Raw genomic sequence first — 18,501 nt, 5'->3', positions numbered from 1 at the left:
TATGCGCGCGTGCCGGGTGGGACTTGTCGGAGCCGGCGGGGTGGCGCAACGCCATGCCCGCGTGTTGACGGGCTTCGAGGACGTGGAACTGCTCGGGGTGACCGACGTCGCCCGGGAGGCGGCGGAGGCGCTCGCCGGCGCGCACGGCGCCCGGACCTTCCGGGACGTGGACGAGCTGCTCGCCGCCGGCCCGGACGCGGTCTACGTCTGCGTGCCGCCGTTCGCGCACGGCCCGGTCGAGGAGGCGGTGATCGCCGCGGGCGTGCCGATGTTCGTGGAGAAGCCGGTGGCGGTGGACCTGGAGACCGCGGAGCGGGTCGCCGCGCTGGTCGAGCGGCGCGGCCTGCTCACCGCGGTCGGCCACCACTGGCGCTACCTGCACGTGGTGGAGGAGGCCCGCCGGCTGCTCGCCGACCGGCCCGTGCGGATGGTCAACGGGGCCTGGTTGGACAAGGTGCCGCCGGTCGCCTGGTGGACCCGGCGGGACCGGTCCGGCGGGCCCGTGGTCGAGCAGGCCGCGCACGTGCTGGACCTGGTCCGGCTGCTGGTGGGCGAGGTGACCGAGGTGGCCGCGTACGGCGACGGCAGCCCACCGCCGGTCGAGGGCGCGGACATCGACTCCGTCACGGCGGCCACCCTGCGCTTCGCGTCCGGCGCGGTGGGCACCCTAGCGGCGGCCTGCGTGCTCGGCTGGAAGCACCGGGCCGGCCTGGAGATCCTCGCGGACGGGCTGGCCCTGTCGCTGGCCGAGGACGGCCTGACCGTCTGCGACGGCGAGGGCGAGCGGCACCTGCCCGCCGACCCGGACGGCGCCCGGGTGGCCGTCGACAGGGCCTTCGTCGACGCGGTCCGCGGGGTCGGCGACGACGTCCGGGTCCCCTACGCCGAGGCGCTGCGCACCCAGCGGCTCGCCCTGGCGGTGGCCGAGTCGGCGCGTACCGGCCGCCCGGTGGCGCTGCCCACCGGGCCGGCCGCGCGGCTCACGGCCGCGGTCGCCGACGCGGCGCCGGCCGGGCCGACGGGGGTGACCGTCGATGCGTGACCGGGTGGTGGTGGTCAGCGGGCCGGGCCGGGTCGAGCTGGTCGAGCACGACGCGGCCGAGCTGCGCGAGGGCACCTTCCGGGTGGAGACCCTCTACAGCGGGGTCTCCGCGGGCACCGAGCTGAGCTACGTCAAGGGCACGAACCCCTATCTGCACGTCACCTGGAACGCCGGCCTCGGGCTGTTCCAGCCCGGCGAGGCCAGCACGCCCTACCCGGTCACCCGGCTCGGCTACATGCAGGTCGGGCGGGTGGTGGAGAGCCGCACGCCGGCCGTCGCCGTGGGCACGGTCGGCGCCATGACGTACGGCCACCGCAGCGGACACGTCGCCGACCCGGTCGCCGAACGGTTCGTGCCGCTGCCCGACGACCTCGACCCGCTGCTCGGCGTCTACGTCGCGCACATGGGCCCGATCTGCGCCAACGGCCTGCTGCACGCCGCCGCCGACCTCTGCGGCGCCGACGTCCGCTCGCTCGGCGACGGGGTGCGCGGGCGGCGGGTGGCGGTGGTCGGCGGCGGGGTGGTCGGGCTGCTCACCGCGCTGTTCGCCCGGCGGCACGGCGCCGCCTCCGTGGTGGTCCTCGACCCCACCCCGGCCCGGCGGGAGGTGGCCGAGGCGCTGGGCCTGGAGGCCCTCGACCCGGCGGCGGACGACCCGGCCGTGGTGCTCAAGACCCGCTGGAACCACGCCGCCGGCGACCGGGGTGCGGACGTGGTCTTCCAGTGCCGGGGCCAGGACTGGGCGCTCCAGCTCGCGCTGCGCCTGCTGCGCCCCCAGGGCACGGTGATCGACCTGGCGTTCTACCAGGCCGGCGCGGACGCGGTCCGGCTCGGGGAGGAGTTCCACCACAACGGGCTGGCGCTGCGCTGCGCCCAGATCGGCCGGGTGCCGCGCGGGCTGGCCCCCACCTGGGACCGGGAGCGGCTCTCCGCGGAGACCGTCGAGCTGCTGCGCCAGCACGGTGACCTGGTCCGCAAGCACCTCGTCTCCGCCGTGGTGCCGCTGGACGAGGCGCCGGCGCTGCTCACCGACCTGGCCGAGCGGCGTCGCTCCGAGCTGCAGGTGGTGCTCACCGGCTGAGCCTGGGCCGGCCCGGTTACGGTGCTGCCATGACCACCGACGTCGCCCGCCCGCCGGGGCTCGCCGCCCTGCTGCCGTACCTGCGCGCCCACCGCGGCACCCTCGTGGCGGTGGGCGTGCTGTCGATCACCGGCGCCGGGGCTGCGCTGGCCCAGCCCCTGCTCACCCGGAGTGTGCTCGACCGGATCACCGCGGGCCGCCCGGCCACGGGGCTGGTCGCCGTCCTGGTGGCTCTCGTCGTGGTCGGCGCGCTGCTCGGCGGCCTCCGCGACTTCCTGCTCCAGCGCACCGCCGAGGGGCTCGTGCTGGGCACCCGGCGGCGGCTCGCCGGGCACGTGCTGCGGCTGCCGATCGCCGAGTACGACCGGCGCCGCACGGGCGATCTGCTCTCCCGGGTCGGCGCGGACACCACGCTGCTGCGGGCGGTGGTCACCTCCGGCCTCTTCGAGACCGTCACCGGGGCGGTCATGGTGCTCGGCGCCGGCACCGCCATGCTGCTGCTGGACCCGCTGCTGTTCGGGGTGACCCTGGCCGCCGTCGCGGTCGGCGTCGGCTTCGCGCTCACGGTCGCCCGGCGGGTCCGCGGCCTGGCCCGCCAGGCCCAGGAACGGGTCGGCGAGATGACCTCCGCCGTCGAGCGGGCCATCTCCGCGGCCCGCACCATCCGGGCCAGCCGCGCCGAGCGGCGGGAGACGGCGACCGTGGTGTCGAGCGCGACCGAGGCGTACGCGGCCGGGCTGCGGGTGGCCCGGGCCCAGGCGGTGGTGGGTCCGGCCAGCACGGTCACCGTCCAGGGCGCCTTCCTGCTGGTGCTGGCCGTGGGCGGGGCCCGGGTGGCGTCCGGCGCGATCGGCGTGGGCGACCTGGTGGCCTTCGTGATGTTCCTGTTCTTCCTGGTGCTGCCGTTGGGGCAGGCGGTGCACGCGTACACCCAGTTGCAGACCGGGCTCGGCGCGCTGGCCCGGATCGAGGAGATCCTCGCCGTGCCGGGTGAGGGGGCGCACGAGCGGCCCGCGCCGGTCACCGCCCGGCCCGTCGCGACCGGGCCGGCGGCGGTCGAGTTCGACCGGGTCGACTTCGGCTACCCGGGCGGCCCGCCGGTGCTGCACGAGGTGAGTTTCACCGTGCCGGCCGGCACCCGCACCGCCCTGGTCGGCCCGTCGGGCGCCGGCAAGTCGACCCTGCTCGCCCTGGTCGAGCGCTTCTACGAGGTGACCGGGGGCACCCTGTGCCTGGACGGGGTCGACGTGCGCGACCTGCCCCGGGACGCGCTGCGGGCCCGGCTGGGCTACGTGGAGCAGGAGGCGCCGGTGCTCGCCGGCACGCTCCGGGACAACCTGCTGATCACCGCTCCGGACGCGGGCGACGACCGGCTGCGCGCGGTGCTCGACGAGGTCAACCTCGGGCACCTGGCCGAGCGGACCGCCGACGGGCTGGACGTGCAGGTCGGCGAGGGCGGCGTGCTGCTCTCCGGCGGGGAGCGGCAGCGGCTGGCGATCGCCCGGGCGCTGCTGGCCGGGCCACCGGTGCTGCTGCTCGACGAGCCGACCAGCAACCTCGACGCCCGCAACGAGGCGGCGCTGCGCCGGGCCATCGACGCCGTCGCGGTGCGCCGTACCCTGCTGATCGTGGCGCACCGCCTCTCCACGGTGGTGGACGCCGACCAGATCGTGGTGCTGGACGCCGGCCGGGTGGTCGCCGTCGGCACCCACGACGAGCTGACCTCGACCAGCCCGCTCTACCGCGAGCTGGCCACCCACCAGCTCCTCGTCGGTTGAGCGCGCGAAGCGCCCTGACCTGCGGAAACAATCCCGAATCCGGACACCGCCCGGCAACCGCCCCGCACGGGTGTCACAATCGGCTTCCGTTCGCGTACCGTTGCCGCTCATGGGTGTGTCGCAACGTCTGAAGACCAGGTTCCGGCGGTTCCTCCAGCGCCCGGGAACGACGGTCGACCTGGCCCCGCTGGAGAAGCTGCTGCCGGCGATCGAGGCCCGCGAGGCCGAGCTGGAGAAGCTCTCCGACGCGGAGCTGACCGAGGCGGCCGGGCAGGCCGCCGGCTACGAGGAGCTCTGCGCGATCGGCCGCGAGGCGGCCCGCCGCGGCCTCGACCAGCGGCCGTACGACGTCCAGCTGCTCGGCGCCATGGCGCTGCTGTCCGGCAAGGTCGCCGAGATGGCCACCGGTGAGGGCAAGACGCTGACCGCGGCCATCGCGGCCTACGGGCACGTCCGGATGGGCAACGGCCCGGTGCACGTGCTCACCGTCAACGACTACCTGGCCCGCCGCGACGCCGAGTGGATGGGCCCGGTCTACGCCCTGCTCGGGCTCACCGTCGGCTGGGTCAACGAGGCGTCCACCCCCGAGGAGCGGCGTGCCGCCTACGCCTGCGACGTCACCTACATCGCGGTCAGCGAGGCCGGCTTCGACTTCCTCCGCGACCAGCTCGTCACCGACCTGTCCGAGCGGGTCCAGCCGGCCCTCAAGACCGCGATCGTCGACGAGGCCGACTCCATCCTCATCGACGAGGCCCGGGTGCCGATGGTCCTCGCCGGCGCGGTCCCCGGCGAGCAGGACCCGGTGCACGCCGCCGCCGCGCTGGTCCGCGGGCTGCGCAAGGACCGGCACTACACGATCGCCGAGGACGGCCGCAGCGTCGCCTTCACCTCGGTCGGCCTGGCCACGGTCGAGGCCAAGCTGGGCGGCATCGACCTCTACGACGAGGAGCACGTCGGGCAGCTCTCCGCGGTCAACGTGGCGCTGCACGCGCACGCCCTGCTGCACCGCGACGTGGACTACATCGTCCGCGACAAGTCGGTCGAGCTGATCGACGAGATGCGCGGCCGGGTGGCCCAGCGCCGCCGCTGGCCGGACGGGCTCCAGGCGGCGGTCGAGGCCAAGGAGGGCCTGGACGCCACGGCCGAGGGCGAGGTGCTCGGCACCATCACGGTGCAGGCCTACATCGCGCTCTACCCGACGGTCTGCGGGATGACCGCGACCGCGGTCCTCGTCGGCGACCAGCTCCGCGAGTTCTTCGGTCTCGAGGTGGCGGTGATCCCGCCGAACACCCCGTGCGTCCGCGAGGACGAGACGGACCGGATCTACGCGACCCGGGCCGAGAAGGAGGAGGCGCTGATCGACGAGATCCGGCGCTGCCACGAGGCCGGCCGTCCGGTGCTGGTCGGCACCCTCGACGTGAAGGAGTCCGAGGGGCTGGCCGCCGGCCTGCACGCCGCCGGGGTGTCCTGCGTCGTGCTCAACGCCAAGAACGACGACGAGGAGGCGGAGATCATCGCCGAGGCCGGCGCGTACGGCGCGGTGACCGTCTCCACGCAGATGGCCGGCCGGGGGGTGGACATCCGGCTGGGTGGCAGCGACCAGGCCGACCGGGAGCGGGTCGCCGAGCTGGGCGGCCTCTACGTGATCGGCAGCGGCCGGCACGACAGCCGCCGCGTCGACGACCAGCTCCGTGGGCGGGCCGGCCGGCAGGGCGACCCGGGTGGTTCGGTCTTCTTCGTCAGCCTGGAGGACGACCTGGTCGTGCGGCACGCCGGCGACACCGTGCCGGCCTCGCCCCGGATGAACGCCGACGGCCTGGTCACCGACCCGCAGGTCGACTACGCCGTGGAGCACGCCCAGCGGGTCGCCGAGGGCGTCAACCACGAGATCCACCGCAACACCTGGCGCTACAGCCAGGTGATCGAGCAGCAGCGCAAGGCGCTGGCCGAGCGCCGGGAGCGGCTGCTGACCAGCGACATCGCCGCGCTCATGCTGCTGGAGCGGGTGCCGGAGAAGGCCGGCGAGATGGACGAGGACCTGCTGGCCGAGGTGGCCCGCAAGATCGCCCTCTACCACCTGGACCGGCTCTGGGCCGAGCACCTGGCCGAGCTCTCCGAGGTCCGCGAGGGCGTGCACCTGCGGGCGCTGGGCCGGCTGGACCCGCTGGACGAGTTCCACCGCAGCGCGGTGCCGGCGTTCAACGCGCTGATCCCCGAGATCGAGACGCGGACCATCGCCACCTTCGAGGAGACCGAGTTCGCCGACGGGTGGGAGCCGGACGCTGCCAAGCTGGTGCGGCCGACCGCAACGTGGACGTACCTGGTGCACGACAACCCGTTCGGCTCGGAGCTGGACCGGCTGATCGCCTCGGTGGGGCGGCGGCTCATCTCCGGCTCCCGCTGACCGTCCGCACAAGGGGTCCCTTCCGGCTCGCAACCCGCCGGAAGGGACCCCTTTGCGCGGTTTCGATCCCGGTTTGGGAGGGTAGTAGGCCGGGGCTTCGACTCAGGGAGATAGCGATCATGGGACAGGCAATGGCGCCGGACGGGCACACCGCGGGGACGCGCGCGGCGGTGGCGGAGGCCGTGGCCCGGTGAACCTCGATACGCGGGACCCCATGACGGACACGCTCGGGGTGCTGGAGACCGCCGCGCTGCTGCGGGAGCTGACCGCCGGCCTCATCGCGGTCACCGACTTCGACGAGGCGCTGGACCGGCTGGTCCGGATCGCCCGGGACGCCGTACCCGGGGTGGACTGCTGCGGTTTCACCGCGCTGCGTGCCGGTGAGCCCGCCGGGGTGGCCGCCTCCGACCCGGAGCGGGCCGAGCTGGACGACCTGCGGCACGGCCCGGACACGCCGGCCCTGACCGCCATCCGGCGGCGCGAGATGATCACCGCGGCCGACCTGGCCGGGGAGTCGCGCTGGCCGGCCTGGGCGGAGCGGGCCCGCGGGCTGGGCGTGCACGGGGTCATCGCCGCGCCGGTGGACGTGGACGAGCAGGTGATCGGCGCCATCAACCTCTACGCCGAGTCGGCCGCCGCGCTCACCCCCCGGCACCAGCTCACCGCCATGCTCCTCGCCGAGCACGCCGGGCTGCTGCTCGCCGCCACCCGGGACCGGCAGCGGCTGGCCGCCCGTGCCGACCAGCTCGACACGGCGGCGCTGGCCGACGGCGTGGTCGGGCAGGCCGTCGGGGTCATCATGACGCAGCGCGGCTGCCCCGCCCCGGAGGCCCTCGACGTGCTGCGCAGCGCCGCTTCCTCGTTGGACATCCCGCTGCGCGAGGTGGCCGAGCGGCTCCTGCTCACCGTCTCCCGGCCCCGGGACAACTGAGCGACATTCGTTTCGCCCCGGCGGGCCTCGGGTAGCACCCTGGACTGGTGAGCTGCGCGGACCTGGGGAGGAACCGATGGAGAGCCGGCTGCGGGTGCAGGGACACCCGATCCAACCGATGCTGGTGACGTTCCCGTTCGGGCTCTTCGTCAGCGCCGCGGTCTTCGACCTCGCCGACGTCGCCGGCGGACCGGCCTTCCTCGGTGAGGTGGGCTACTGGACGGCGGTCGCCGCCCTGGTCGCCGCCGCGCTCACGACGGTCGCCGGGATGGTCGACCTGTGGGACGTGCGGGCCGACCGGACCCGGCGGACCGCCATCACGTTCAACCTGGTCAACGCCGCGATGGCGGCGCTGTTCCTGCTCACCTGCCTGATCCGGGCCCAGGCGCCGCAGCGCGGCGCGAACGGCGTCGAGGTGGCCACCGAGCTGCTGGCGCTGGCCGTGGGCTCGGTCGGGGTGTGGCTGGGCTCCCGGCTCATGCGCCAGTTCGACCGGGGCCGGGCCGCGGAGCCGACCGGCTTCGAGGCGCTGCGGGACATCCCCGGCGCCACTGTGGAGATCATCCGCCCGAAGGCCTGAAAACGCCTTGCCGCCGGCCGCCCCCGGCCGCCAGGCTCGCCCGGTGGACACCGAACGAAACGCCGACGAGCTGATCGCCGAGGGCGCGGCGGCGCCGGTCGAGGGCTGGGGCTTCGCCTGGCTGGCCGGGCGGGCCAGTGAGGAACGCCCGCCCTGGGGGTACGCCCGCCTGGTGGGCGCCCGGATGGCCACCGTCCGTGCCGCGCTGGACATCGACACCGGCGGGGGAGAGGTGCTGGCCGAGGTGCCGGTCCCGCCGCCGCTGCTGGCCGCCACCGAGGCGTGGCCGCCGAACGTGCCGGTCGCCCGGCGCACCCTCCGCCGGGTCGGGGCCAGCGTGGTCCAGGTGGCCGACCGGCCGCCGCTGCCGTTCCGCGACGCCGCGTTCGACCTCGTGGTCAGCCGGCACCCGGTGGACACCTGGTGGGACGAGGTCGCCCGGGTGCTGCGCCCCGGCGGCAGCTACCTGTCCCAGCAGATCGGCGCCGGCACGGTCCGTGAGCTGAGCGAAGCCGTCCTCGGGCCGCTGCCGCCGCCGGAGCACCGCCACCCCGAGCAGGCGGTCGCCGCGGCCGAGGCCGCCGGGCTGACCGTGGTGGACCTGCGCACGGCCACCCTGCGGACCGTCTTCCACGACATCGGCGCGGTGGTCTGGTTCCTGCGCAAGGTGGTCTGGACGGTGCCCGGCTTCACCGTGGACCGTTACCGCGCCGAGCTGCGTCGCCTGCACGAGCGCATCCGCGCCGAGGGTCCGTTCGTGGCGCACGCCCAGCGCTTTCTCATCGAGGCCCGCCGCCCCTGACCCGGCCGGGGTCAGTGCGCGGCGGAGCGGTGGGCGGCCAGCACGTCGGCGCCGAAGTCGCTGTCCGGGCGGCGCAGCACGGTGTGCGCGTGGTTGCCGTCCTCGGTGGTGTTGTCGTACTCGATCAGCAGGTCGTCGCCCTGGATCCGGTAGTAGTGCCGCCGGCCCGGGCCGACCGGGCCGGCCCAGGCGAAGTGCAGCTCGCCGTCGGCGAGCCGGCGCGCCTCCCGGGTGGCCAGCTCCGGCGGGAGCCGGTCGAGGTAGAGCGCGACGAGTCCGTCGAGCAGCGCCCGGCCGGACGGGGCGAGCCGGCCGCGGGGCACGCCGAGCGGGTCGAGCCGCCCCGGCGCGGTGGGCCGGGTGGCGCTGATGATGTCGGCCGGCGCCTCGTCGGTGACGATCGCGGCGGCCCGGCCGGCCGGCCCGATGGCGTCGAGCAGCTCCCGGGCGAGGTCCTCCTCCGGCCCGAGCGGCCGGGAGACCGGCCGGCCGGCGTGCCGGACGGTGGCCGGGTTGGCGCCCAGGAAGACCGGGGCGGGGGAGACCTGGTCGTCGACCACGGTCATGCTGACCGACAGGTGGTGCCCCTCGAACCGCCACGCCCACCGGTCGTCGCGGGCCGGGTCGCCGAAGACCGCCACCCAGTAGTCGCCGCTGTGCCGGCCACGCTGCCAGCTCTCCGCCCGGTCCAGCACCTCCTCCAGCGCCACCACGGCCATGGCCTGGGCGTAGGCGGCGGGGCTGAGCGCGGTGGCCAGCAGCCGGTGCGCCGCCTTGCGGGCGGCGAGGGTCAGGTCGGCGAGGCTGACGCCGGGCCGGGGCCGGGGCCGGTACTCCAGCCACCGGCGCGCCGGCTCGTCGTCGAAGTCGTGCCGGGCCCGCTGTCGGGCCGGCTCGTCGAGCGCCGCCAGCAGCGCGTCGGCCGCCGCGCGCATCTGCTCGGGTACGGGATCCTCCACCGCCCTTGTATACCGTCCCGCGGCCGGTCCCGTCGGGCTGCCTGGTAGCTTGCCGAGCCGGCACGGGAGGCGCGGATGGACGATCGGGTGTACGTCGGCAACGCGGCGGTGGACGGGGCGACCGACGCGGGCTGGCTGCTGGGCCACTTCAAGCCGCCCGGCGACGTCCGGCACAGCACCGAGGTCGAGGTGAAGTGGGGCGTGCACCCCGCGGGGGAGACCCGCTCGCGGTGGGCCACGAGCGAGCGGCGTACCGCCCTGCTGGTGCTGATCAGTGGAGCGTTCCGGATCGAGCTGCCGGATCGCACCGTGGTGCTGCGCGCGCCCGGCGACTACGTGGTCTGGGGCCGGGGCGTGGACCACTCCTGGTACGCCGAGCGTGAGTCGGTGGTGCTCACGGTGCGCTGGCCGTCGGTCCCCGGCTACCGGGTGGAACCGCCCGTCCTTCGCTGACCTCCCGGCACGCGGACCGAAGCGTCCCAGCATGCGATATTACCTACTAAACCCATAGGGTTTAGAGACTATGCTGAGGGGGCAACGCCGCCCCGCACCGTGAGGACGCCCCGCCCATGACCAGCTCCAACCCGTCCGACCTGCTCGCCGTCGCCGCCCGGTGGGCCGATCCGACCGGCTGGCCCGTGCCGCTGCGCTTCGACCGCGCGCAGCGGTGGTACGCGCGGCTCGCCGCCGACGCCGAGCACGAGGTGTGGGCGCTGAGCTGGCTGCCCGGGCAGGGCACCGACCTGCACGACCACGGCGGATCCTCGGGCGCCTTCCTGGTCGTCGCCGGCGCCCTCACCGAGGAGACCGTCACCAGCGGCCGGCTGCGCCCGCACCAGCTCGCCGCGGGCGCCGGCCGCCGCTTCGGCCCCCGGCACGTCCACGTGGTCACCAACCGGAGCGGCCAGCCGGCCGTCAGCGTGCACGTCTACCGGCCCGCGCTGCGCCGGATGACCCGCTACCGCCTCGACGCCGGGCGGCTCCTGGTCGCCGAGGTGGCCGAGGCCGGCGTCGCCTGGTGAACCGGCCCGCGCTCCGACCCCCGACCGTCGCCCGTGGAAAGGACGCCACGATGGCGCAGACCCCCACCCGCTCCGAGAGCTGTCCGGTCCCACCGCCCGGCTCCCGGGGCATCGACCAGATCCTCGCCGCCGCCCGCGCGCGGCTGCGCCGCCTCGACCCCGAGCAGGCCCACCTGGCGGTCCGGGGCGGAGCCCTGCTCGTCGACATCCGGCCCGCCGGCCAGCGCGCCGCCCACGGCACCGTGCCGGGCGCCCTCGCCGTCGAGCGCAACGTCCTGGAGTGGCGCTTCGACCCGCGCTGCGCGGCCCGGCTGCCCCAGGCCGTCGACTACGACCTGCCGGTGGTCGTCCTCTGCCAGGAGGGCTACACCTCGTCGCTGGCCGCCGCCGCCCTCCAGGACCTCGGCCTGCACCGGGCCACCGACGTGGCGGGCGGCCTGCTGCTCTTCCTCGCCGAACATCCCCGGCGGGTGTTCACCCGGTTGCAACTTCTCGCCAACGTCTGGGGCTACGAGCACGCGGTCGCCCGCACCGTCGACGTCCACGTGCGCCGGCTGCGGGCCAAGCTGGGCGTCGACACGCCGCTGGTGACCACCGTGTACGGCATCGGCTACCGACTGGCCGACGAGGCCCGGATCGTGCTGGACCGCGAGCGCTGAGGCGCCGCCGTACCTGCGCGGCGTACCCGGTTCGCGGGTACGCCGCGTTCACGTTTGCGCATGCACCGGCCATTGTGAACCGGCCGGGGACCCCCCGTACCGGGTCAACTCGTCGCTCTGCTGTAATCAACGGGCCTCGTACGCAGAGCGAGCATCCGGCTCCGATGTGTTCGTCAATTGTCACATTCATGCAACGCAGCCGCCCCTTGACCCTCGCACAGGCGCCGGGAAGCATCGATGAAGCGGCGTCCCGGGCCGTGGGGAGATACCCGGACCAGCCAAGGAGGACCATGTCGGTCAGCCCCGCCTCGTCGCGCGCCGGATGGCATACGTCCCAACCCGCGGTTCCGGGTCGTCCCCCCGGCGGCCAGCGCCGTCCCGCCAACACCTCGGCGCCCATGCTCACGGTCACGTTGAACATCCCGCTGGCCTGCGAGGAGTCGCTCACCCCGGCCGCCCGCCGGCTGCTCGACGCGGCCCGTGAGCTGCTCGAACGCGGCGATGCCGTGATCAGCACCGGCGCCGCCCCGGCGGAGCGCCGCCCCGACGCGGTGCCGGCCAACCGCCCTCCGGGGCGCCCGCTCGCGCCGACCATCCCGACCCTGCACATCCTGGCCGCGTCCCGGTCCGTGCTCCGCGACGGCGAGCCGCTGCCGCTGACCCGGCTGGAGTTCGACCTGCTGCTGCACCTCGTCGCGCACCCCCGCCGGGTGTTCACCCGGCTGCAACTTCTCAATGCCGTCTGGGGCTACGAGCACGCCGGCGTCCGCACCGTCGACGTGCACGTGCGCCGCCTGCGCGGCAAGGTCGGGGTGGACGTCCCGCTGGTCACCACCGTCTACGGCGTCGGCTACCGGCTCGCCGACGACGCCCGGGTCACCATCGACCGCACCGGCTGACGCCGCCCCGGGTCCGGCCGCCACGTGCCGATCGCCCTCCGGACGGAGCCCCGACCGCCCGGCCGATCGCATGGTGACCCGTCCCGCCGGGCAGGATGATCGGATGCGCGTCCGCCCCATCACGCCCGAGCTGCTCGTCGCCGAGCTGGCCGACCGGCTCGCCGGCGCCGCCGTGCCCGGCCGGCTGCGGGTGGCCGTGGACGGGCCGCCGGCCGCCGAGCCGGACGTCCTCGCCGCCGCCCTGGTCGACCCGCTGCGCGCCGCCGGCCGCCCGGTCCTGCACGTGCGGGCCGCCGACTTCCTTCGGCCCGCCTCGGTCCGCCTCGAGCACGGCCGGACCAATCCGGACGCCTACTACGAGGGCTGGGTCGACGAGGCGGGCCTGCGCCGGGAGGTGCTCGACCCGGCCGGGCCGGACGGGTCGGGCCGGCTGCTCCCGTCGCTGTGGGACGCCGCCGCCGACCGGGCCAGCCGCGCCCCGTACGTCGACCTGCCGCCCGGCGGGGTGGTCCTGGTCAGCGGCGCGCTGCTGCTCGGCGGCGGCCTGCCGTTCGACGTGGCCGTCCACCTGGTGCTCTCCCCGGCGGCGCTGGACCGGCGGACCGACCCCGAGCTGCGCTGGACCCTGCCGGCGTTCGCCCGGTACGCCGACGAGGTCGACCCGGCGTCCTTCGCCGACGTGGTGGTCCGCGCCGACGACCCGCGGCACCCCGCCCTGGTCGAGGCCGGCTGACCCGGGCGGCCGGCCCGATTCGGGACGACCGCGGCCGGGGCGGCAGGGACGGGGACGCTCCGGACGGCGCAGCCGGGCAGGAACGGCGACGAAGAACGCGGAAATCCGCGGTTTGGCCGGTGGAGCGGGTGGGTAATCGCCCGGCTCACAGAGCACGGGTGATCTCGCCCGTGCATCCATCGGACCACGTTCCGGGGCGCTCGCGCCCCGGAGGTGTTATGAGGCCCCAGGAAAGGCAGGCAGCGATGCTCGTCCACGACACGACAGCCACGGGCCGCTCCCAGGCGGAGGTCGACCAGATCCGGCAGTCCCTGACGTCGCGGTACGACGAGCTGACCGCGGAGTACGAGCAGGCCGTGCTGCAGAGCCAGGTGCTCCGGCTGGTCGAGGTCGGCGACACCGCCGGCGACGACCAGGCCGACAGCGGCACCAAGACCGCCGAGCGGGACACCGCCCAGTCCCTGCTGCGCACCATCCTCGACCGGCGCGCCCAGTTCGAGCACGCACTCACCCGGCTCGACGAGGGCACCTACGGCTTCTGCGAGGGCTGCACCGCGCCGATCCCGGTCGAGCGGCTGGAGATCTTCCCGTCCGCCACGTCCTGCGTGTCCTGCAAGCAGACCCGGGAGCGGCGGGCGGCCTGAACGTCGCCCGGGTTGCCGGTCGGTCCCGGTAGCGGTGGACTCACCAGATGGGTGACATCAAGGTGGGCACCGCCTCCTGGACCGACCGGACCCTGCTCGACTCCGGCTGGTACCCGGCGAGCGCCGACACTGCGGAGAAACGGCTCTCCTATTACGCGCGGCAGTTCCCACTGGTCGAGGTCGACGCCACCTACTACTCGCCGCCCGCCGAGCGGACCGCGCAGCTGTGGGTGGACCGCACCCCGCCCGGCTTCACCTTCAACATCAAGGCGTTCAGCCTGCTGACCGGGCACCCGACCCGGGTCTCCGCGCTCTACAAGGACCTGCGCCCGGACACGGAGAAGAAGAACCTCTACCCGGACGACCTGCCGCCGCAGGCGTACGAGGACGTCTGGACCCGGTTCCTGTCCGCCCTGGACCCGCTGGTCGACGCCGGCAAGCTGGGCGCCATCCTGTTCCAGTTCCCGCCCTGGTTCACCATCCGGCGGGACAACAAGCAGTACCTGCTCGAGGTGGCACGCCGGTGCGCACCGCTGCGCCCCGTCTTCGAGTTCCGGCACGCCTCCTGGTTCGACGGCGACAACGCCGAGGAGACGCTGGGCTTCCTGCGCGAACACGAGCTGCCGTTCGTCTGCGTGGACATGCCGCAGGGACACAAGTCGTCCGTACCCCCGGTGCTGGCGGCCACCGCGGACCTCGCGGTGGTGCGCTTCCACGGGCACAGCGACAAGTGGACCAGTAAGGACATCCACGAGAAGTTCGGCTACGACTACTCCGACCGGGAACTGCGCGACTGGGCGCCGAAGCTGCGCGAGCTGGCCGGCGAGGCCGAGCGCACCCACGTGCTCATGAACAACTGCTACCGCGACTACGCGCAGCGCAACGGGACCACCCTGGCGGGCCTGCTCGACGCCGGCTGACGGTTCACCCGCACCGGGTGAGGGCGGCTCACCCGGTGCGCCAGCAGCATGGACGGTGTGCGCGGTCCGTCGACCGGCGCGACCGCGCGGCCGAGGAGGAGGTGGGGTCATGACGGTGCGGGTCGTAGCGGATAGACGCCGTGGCGGGGTGCTGCACGTGGTCGGGACTCCCGACGCGCCCCGGCGGGGCGGGCGGCCCGGTCGGTTCAGCCCGACCCGGCTCTGGCGGGGGCCCAGCGGGCCGCCGCGACGCACCGACGACCGACGCTGGGAAAGCGACGCACGGGGGTGGGCAGATGGCTGAGCAGTTGATTTCGGCGTTCGAGTCCTCGCTGGACAAGACGAACGTGATCCTCAAGGAGATCGAGTCGGCGTACGGCTGGCCGAAGGCGCAGCGCAACCAGTCCTATGCGGCGCTGCGCACGGTGCTGCACCTGCTGCGGGACCGGATGCCGGTGCAGGAGAGCGCCGAGTTCGCCCAGCAGTTGCCGGTGCTGGTGCGCGGCATCTACTTCGACGGCTGGCAGCCGGAGAACGTGCCGATCAAGCTGAACCGCGACGACTTCCTCTACGAGGTCCGCCAGGGCTTCCCGTACGACGTGGAGGGCGGCCCGCAGCGGGTGGTGCAGGTGGTGCTGGACACCCTGCGCCGGCACGTGACGCAGGGCGAGTGGGAGGACGTGAAGGCCACCATGCCGAAGGACCTGGGTCACATGATTCCCTGACCGGCTCCGTTCCCGGCCCGCTCCGCCGCACCGGCGGGGCGGGCCGGCGGCGTCCGGGTGACCGGCAGCCCGGCCCGCCGGGCCAACCCGGCGAAGGCCACCGCGTCGACGATGGCCGCGCCGCCCGGGTCGTTGTTGAAGTAGACGTACGCCGGCTCGCCGCCCGGGAACGCGGCGGCCAGCCGGCGCACCCAGGTGGCCAGCGCGGCGCGGCCGTAGCGGGGCCAGGGCCGGGCCCGGCCCTCGTGCAGCCGCAGGTAGCCGAAGTCGGTGGTGCGCCACAGCGGGGTGACCGGGCGGCTCAGCCGGTCCGCCCAGACCAGCGCCGCCCGGTGACGCTCCAGGACCCGCCGGGTGTCGTCGGTCCACCAGGACGGGTGCCGGGGCTCCACGGCCACCCGCACTTCGGCGGGGAACAGCCGCAGCGTCGCGTCCAGGGCCGCGGGGTCGGCCCGCATGGTGGGCGGGAGCTGGACCAGCACGGGCCCCAGCCGGTCGCCCAGCCCGGTCGCCCGGTCCAGGAAGCGGGCCACCGGCTCGGCCGGCTCCCGCAGCCGCTTGATGTGGGTCAGGTAGCGGCTCATCTTCACCGCCACGCAGAAGTCGTCGGGCGTGCGGTCCCGCCAGGCCACGAACGTGTCCCGCTCGGGCAGCCGGTAGAAGGCGTTGTTGACCTCGACCGTGGCGAACCGCGCGGCGAAGTGCTCCAGCCAGAGCCGCTGCGGCAGCTTCGCCGGGTAGAAGCGCTCCCGCCAGTCCCGGTACTGCCAGCCCGACGTGCCGACCAGGATCATCGCGGCCGCCTAGGCGAGGTCGATCCGGAACACCTCGAAGGCGGCCCCGTACCGGACGCCCAGCCGGGTGCCGGCCGGCCGGGCCAGCCCCTCGAGGAACTCCTCGGCGTCGAAACCGCCGTCGCCCAGCCCGCTCAGGTACGCCCCGTGCGCCCGCAGCGACGCCACCCCCCGGTCGAAGCTGGCCGTCACGTCCACCCCGTGCCCGGCCTGCGGGGAGCCGGCCGCCCACACCTCGCGGACCCGGGACCACGGCCCCACCCCGTCGGTGAGCTGCTCCGGGAAGATCCAGCGGTTGCCCGCGTCGCGGACGGCGTCCAGCGTGGCCCGGCCGCAGGCGATGTGGTCGGCCTGGTTCAGCGCGTACGCCCCGTCCCAGGTGTCCCGGAAGTTGTTGGTGACCACGATGTCCGGGCGGTGCCGGCGCACCACGGCGGCGATCGCGCGGCGCAGCGCCACGCCGTACTCCAACAGGCCGTCGGGGAGGCCGAGGAACTCCACGGTGTCCACCCCGACCACGGCGGCGGACGCCCGCTGCTCCTCCTCCCGCAGCACCCGGCTGCGCTCCGGCGGCATGCCGTCGATGCCCGCCTCGCCGCTGGTGAGCAGGCAGTAGACGACCTCCTTGCCCTGCCCGGTCCAGCGGGCCACCGCGGCGGCCGCGCCGAACTCCAGGTCGTCCGGGTGGGCCACCACGGCGAGCGCCCGCTGCCAGTCCTCGGCCAGCGGCGTCAACGGCTCCGGCTGCCCCACGGCCACCCCCCTTTCCGCGTGCTCCTTCCCGCCATCCTGGCACCGGACGCGCCCCGCCGCCCGCCGAGCTCGCCGGGGCCCGGCGAACCGTCCGTGCGGCGCGGTCGCGGCGTCTACGGTGTGGTTAGAGAAGATCGGGCGTGGGGTACCACCCGCTGCACACGGACCCCGACGAGGGGCGGCACACCGAGGGAGACCCATGGCACTCAACGACGACGACATGCAGACCACCGGCGGCGGCGGTGCCGAGGGCCCGGCCGACGGTGGCGCGACCCCGGGCCAGCAGGACGGCGGCGCCGACGGCGGCGCGGACCGTGGCGCGGAGCGCGGCCTGGACGAGGGTGCCGACACCGGCGCGGAGGGCCCGGCCGACGGTGGCGCGACCCCGGGCCAGCACGACGGTGGCGCGGACGGCAGCGCCGAGGGCCCGGCCGACGGCGGCGCGACCCCCGGTCAGCGCGACGGCGGCGCCGACGGCAGCGCCTGACGGATGGCCGTGACGCACCTCGACCCGCCGGGCGGCCACGGCCGCCCGGCGGTTCCGTCTTCCGCGGCCGACGCCCTCGCCCGCTGCGTGGCGGTCGAGCCGGCCAAGTTCGCCGCCGACCACTGGGGGCGCAGCCCGCTGCTGTCCCAGGCCGCCGAGCTGCCGAACCCCGCCGGCTTCACCGACCTGCTCAGCCCCGCCGACGCCGACGAGCTGCTCAGCCGGCGCGGCCTGCGTACCCCGTTCCTGCGGGTCGCCAAGGAGGGCCAGTTGGTGCCGGCGGCGCGGTTCACCGGCGGCGGCGGCGCGGGCGCCGAGATCGGCGACCAGGTCCTCGACGAGAAGATCCTCGCCCTGTACGCCGACGGCGCCACCCTGGTCCTCCAGGGCCTGCACCGGACCTGGCCGGCGCTTGTCGACTTCGCCCGCGACCTGGGCGCCGCGCTGGCCCAGCCGTTGCAGGTCAACGCCTACCTGACCCCGGCCCGCAACCAGGGCTTCGCCACCCACTACGACACCCACGACGTGTTCGTGCTCCAGGTGGACGGGCGCAAGCACTGGCGGATCCACCCGCCGGTGCTGCCCGACCCGCTGGAGAAGCAGCCGTGGGGCGGCCGGGCCGACGAGGTCTCCGCCGTCGCCGAGGGTCGGCCCGCGCTCGACGTGGTGCTCGCACCCGGCGACGCGCTCTACCTGCCGCGCGGCTGGCTGCACAGCGCCGAGGCGCAGGAGTGCAGCTCGCTGCACCTGACCGTCGGCATCCGGGCGCTGACCCGGTATGCCCTGGTCGAGGAGCTGCTGGCCCTCTCCGCCGAAGACGCGCGGCTGCGCGCCGGGCTGCCGTTCGGCGTCGACGTGGCCGACCCGGACGCCATCGAGCCGGAGCTGACCGAGACGGTCGAGGCGCTGCGCGACTGGCTGCTGCGCGCCGATCCGGCCGCGGTGGCCGCGCGGCTGCGCGACCGGGCCTGGCCGGCCGCCCGCCCGGCGCCGATCCGGCCCCTCGCCCAGGCCGCCGCCTTGGCGGCGCTCGACCCGGACAGCCGGGTCGCGCCCCGGGCCGGGCTGCGCTGGCAGCTCACCCCGACGGGGGACGGGAAGGTGGCGCTGCGCCTCGTCGACCGCACCATCACCCTGCCCGGCACCTGCGAGCCGGCGCTGCGCGCGCTGCTGGCCGGCGAGGTGACCCGGGTCGGCGACCTGCCCGGCCTGGACGACGACGCCGACCGCCTGGTCCTGGCCCGCCGCCTCCTGAAGGAAGCCGTCCTGACCCCGGCCTGACCCCCGC

The 18,501-nt window shown here is 75.2% G+C and carries 20 protein-coding genes; 17 read left to right on the top strand and 3 right to left on the bottom strand.

From position 1 onward, the window contains the following. Window position 1: 1 nt before the first annotated feature. The 7 genes from F8274_RS08495 (at window position 2) to F8274_RS08465 (ending at window position 8,618) form a co-directional block, all read left to right on the top strand. The gene (locus F8274_RS08495; RefSeq protein WP_151461735.1) at window positions 2–1,042 is read left to right on the top strand and encodes a Gfo/Idh/MocA family protein; all 1,041 of its coding nucleotides are present in this window, start codon (window positions 2–4) and stop codon (window positions 1,040–1,042) included. Then, a complete protein-coding gene (locus F8274_RS08490; RefSeq protein WP_151461734.1) occupies window positions 1,035–2,123 on the top strand; it encodes a zinc-binding alcohol dehydrogenase in 1,089 nt (362 codons plus the stop codon). Before F8274_RS08495 ends, F8274_RS08490 begins: the two co-directional genes overlap by 8 nt. Window positions 2,124–2,152: 29 nt before the next feature. Beyond that, complete coding sequence (locus tag F8274_RS08485) at window positions 2,153–3,901, top strand: ABC transporter ATP-binding protein (protein ID WP_151461733.1); 1,749 nt, start codon at window positions 2,153–2,155, stop codon at window positions 3,899–3,901. A 109-nt stretch (window positions 3,902–4,010) separates the two neighbouring features. Beyond that, complete coding sequence (gene secA2, locus F8274_RS08480) at window positions 4,011–6,305, top strand: accessory Sec system translocase SecA2 (RefSeq protein ID WP_151461732.1); 2,295 nt, start codon at window positions 4,011–4,013, stop codon at window positions 6,303–6,305. A 214-nt stretch (window positions 6,306–6,519) separates the two neighbouring features. Next, on the top strand, window positions 6,520–7,236 hold the full coding sequence (locus F8274_RS08475; RefSeq protein ID WP_192579755.1) for a GAF and ANTAR domain-containing protein: 717 nt from the start codon (window positions 6,520–6,522) through the stop codon (window positions 7,234–7,236). A gap of 76 nt (window positions 7,237–7,312) precedes the next feature. Continuing rightward, the gene (locus F8274_RS08470; protein WP_151461730.1) at window positions 7,313–7,816 is read left to right on the top strand and encodes a DUF2231 domain-containing protein; all 504 of its coding nucleotides are present in this window, start codon (window positions 7,313–7,315) and stop codon (window positions 7,814–7,816) included. A 43-nt stretch (window positions 7,817–7,859) separates the two neighbouring features. Continuing rightward, on the top strand, window positions 7,860–8,618 hold the full coding sequence (locus F8274_RS08465; protein WP_151461729.1) for a class I SAM-dependent methyltransferase: 759 nt from the start codon (window positions 7,860–7,862) through the stop codon (window positions 8,616–8,618). Between the two features lie 11 nt (window positions 8,619–8,629). Here the strand turns inward: F8274_RS08465 and F8274_RS08460 are convergent, their stop codons facing one another. Beyond that, window positions 8,630–9,553: a DUF3500 domain-containing protein gene (locus tag F8274_RS08460; RefSeq protein WP_151461760.1), complete on the bottom strand. Its 924-nt coding sequence runs from the start codon at window positions 9,551–9,553 to the stop codon at window positions 8,630–8,632. 99 nt (window positions 9,554–9,652) lie between these two features. Here F8274_RS08460 and F8274_RS08455 point away from each other — a divergent pair, with 99 nt between their 5' ends. The 8 genes from F8274_RS08455 (at window position 9,653) to F8274_RS08415 (ending at window position 15,179) form a co-directional block, all read left to right on the top strand. Further along, window positions 9,653–10,030: a signal peptidase I gene (locus tag F8274_RS08455; protein WP_151461728.1), complete on the top strand. Its 378-nt coding sequence runs from the start codon at window positions 9,653–9,655 to the stop codon at window positions 10,028–10,030. Between the two features lie 116 nt (window positions 10,031–10,146). Then, window positions 10,147–10,599 carry a cysteine dioxygenase family protein gene (locus tag F8274_RS08450; protein WP_151461727.1) on the top strand — a complete coding sequence of 151 codons (453 nt, stop codon included), beginning with the start codon at window positions 10,147–10,149 and terminating at the stop codon, window positions 10,597–10,599. Window positions 10,600–10,649: 50 nt separating this feature from the next. Next, the gene (locus F8274_RS32575) at window positions 10,650–11,258 is read left to right on the top strand and encodes a winged helix-turn-helix domain-containing protein (protein WP_151461726.1); all 609 of its coding nucleotides are present in this window, start codon (window positions 10,650–10,652) and stop codon (window positions 11,256–11,258) included. Between the two features lie 290 nt (window positions 11,259–11,548). Next, window positions 11,549–12,157 carry a winged helix-turn-helix domain-containing protein gene (locus F8274_RS08440; RefSeq protein WP_151461725.1) on the top strand — a complete coding sequence of 203 codons (609 nt, stop codon included), beginning with the start codon at window positions 11,549–11,551 and terminating at the stop codon, window positions 12,155–12,157. A 103-nt stretch (window positions 12,158–12,260) separates the two neighbouring features. Then, window positions 12,261–12,890 carry a uridine kinase gene (locus tag F8274_RS08435; protein ID WP_151461724.1) on the top strand — a complete coding sequence of 210 codons (630 nt, stop codon included), beginning with the start codon at window positions 12,261–12,263 and terminating at the stop codon, window positions 12,888–12,890. A gap of 245 nt (window positions 12,891–13,135) precedes the next feature. Then, window positions 13,136–13,534 carry a TraR/DksA C4-type zinc finger protein gene (locus tag F8274_RS08430; protein WP_151461723.1) on the top strand — a complete coding sequence of 133 codons (399 nt, stop codon included), beginning with the start codon at window positions 13,136–13,138 and terminating at the stop codon, window positions 13,532–13,534. Window positions 13,535–13,581: 47 nt separating this feature from the next. After that, window positions 13,582–14,454, top strand: coding sequence for a DUF72 domain-containing protein (locus tag F8274_RS08425; protein WP_151461722.1), 873 nt, complete (start codon window positions 13,582–13,584; stop codon window positions 14,452–14,454). A gap of 296 nt (window positions 14,455–14,750) precedes the next feature. Then, entirely contained in the window at window positions 14,751–15,179 is a 429-nt protein-coding gene (locus F8274_RS08415) for a DUF2267 domain-containing protein (protein WP_151461720.1), read from the top strand. On the opposite strand, the gene F8274_RS08410 is transcribed toward F8274_RS08415, so the two are convergent. Beyond that, a complete protein-coding gene (locus F8274_RS08410) occupies window positions 15,164–15,973 on the bottom strand; it encodes a DUF72 domain-containing protein (protein WP_151461719.1) in 810 nt (269 codons plus the stop codon). The two genes, F8274_RS08415 and F8274_RS08410, sit on opposite strands and share 16 nt — an antisense overlap. A 9-nt stretch (window positions 15,974–15,982) precedes the next feature. Continuing rightward, on the bottom strand, window positions 15,983–16,726 hold the full coding sequence (locus F8274_RS08405) for a PIG-L deacetylase family protein (RefSeq protein ID WP_151461718.1): 744 nt from the start codon (window positions 16,724–16,726) through the stop codon (window positions 15,983–15,985). Between the two features lie 199 nt (window positions 16,727–16,925). Between F8274_RS08405 and F8274_RS08400 the strand changes: the two genes are divergently transcribed. Together F8274_RS08400 and F8274_RS08395 are read left to right on the top strand one after the other, a co-directional pair. After that, window positions 16,926–17,213, top strand: a complete 288-nt coding sequence (locus F8274_RS08400; protein WP_151461717.1) for a hypothetical protein — start codon at window positions 16,926–16,928, stop codon at window positions 17,211–17,213. A 9-nt stretch (window positions 17,214–17,222) separates the two neighbouring features. Continuing rightward, window positions 17,223–18,494 carry a cupin domain-containing protein gene (locus tag F8274_RS08395; protein ID WP_192579757.1) on the top strand — a complete coding sequence of 424 codons (1,272 nt, stop codon included), beginning with the start codon at window positions 17,223–17,225 and terminating at the stop codon, window positions 18,492–18,494. The last annotated feature ends 7 nt before the right edge of the window (window positions 18,495–18,501 follow it).

This window comes from Micromonospora sp. AMSO31t, from assembly GCF_008868175.1.
In the GTDB taxonomy this organism is placed as follows: Bacteria; Actinomycetota; Actinomycetes; order Mycobacteriales; family Micromonosporaceae; genus Micromonospora.
Note: the sequence above shows the minus strand (reverse complement) of the source record. Positions and strands in the feature narration are given on the sequence as shown.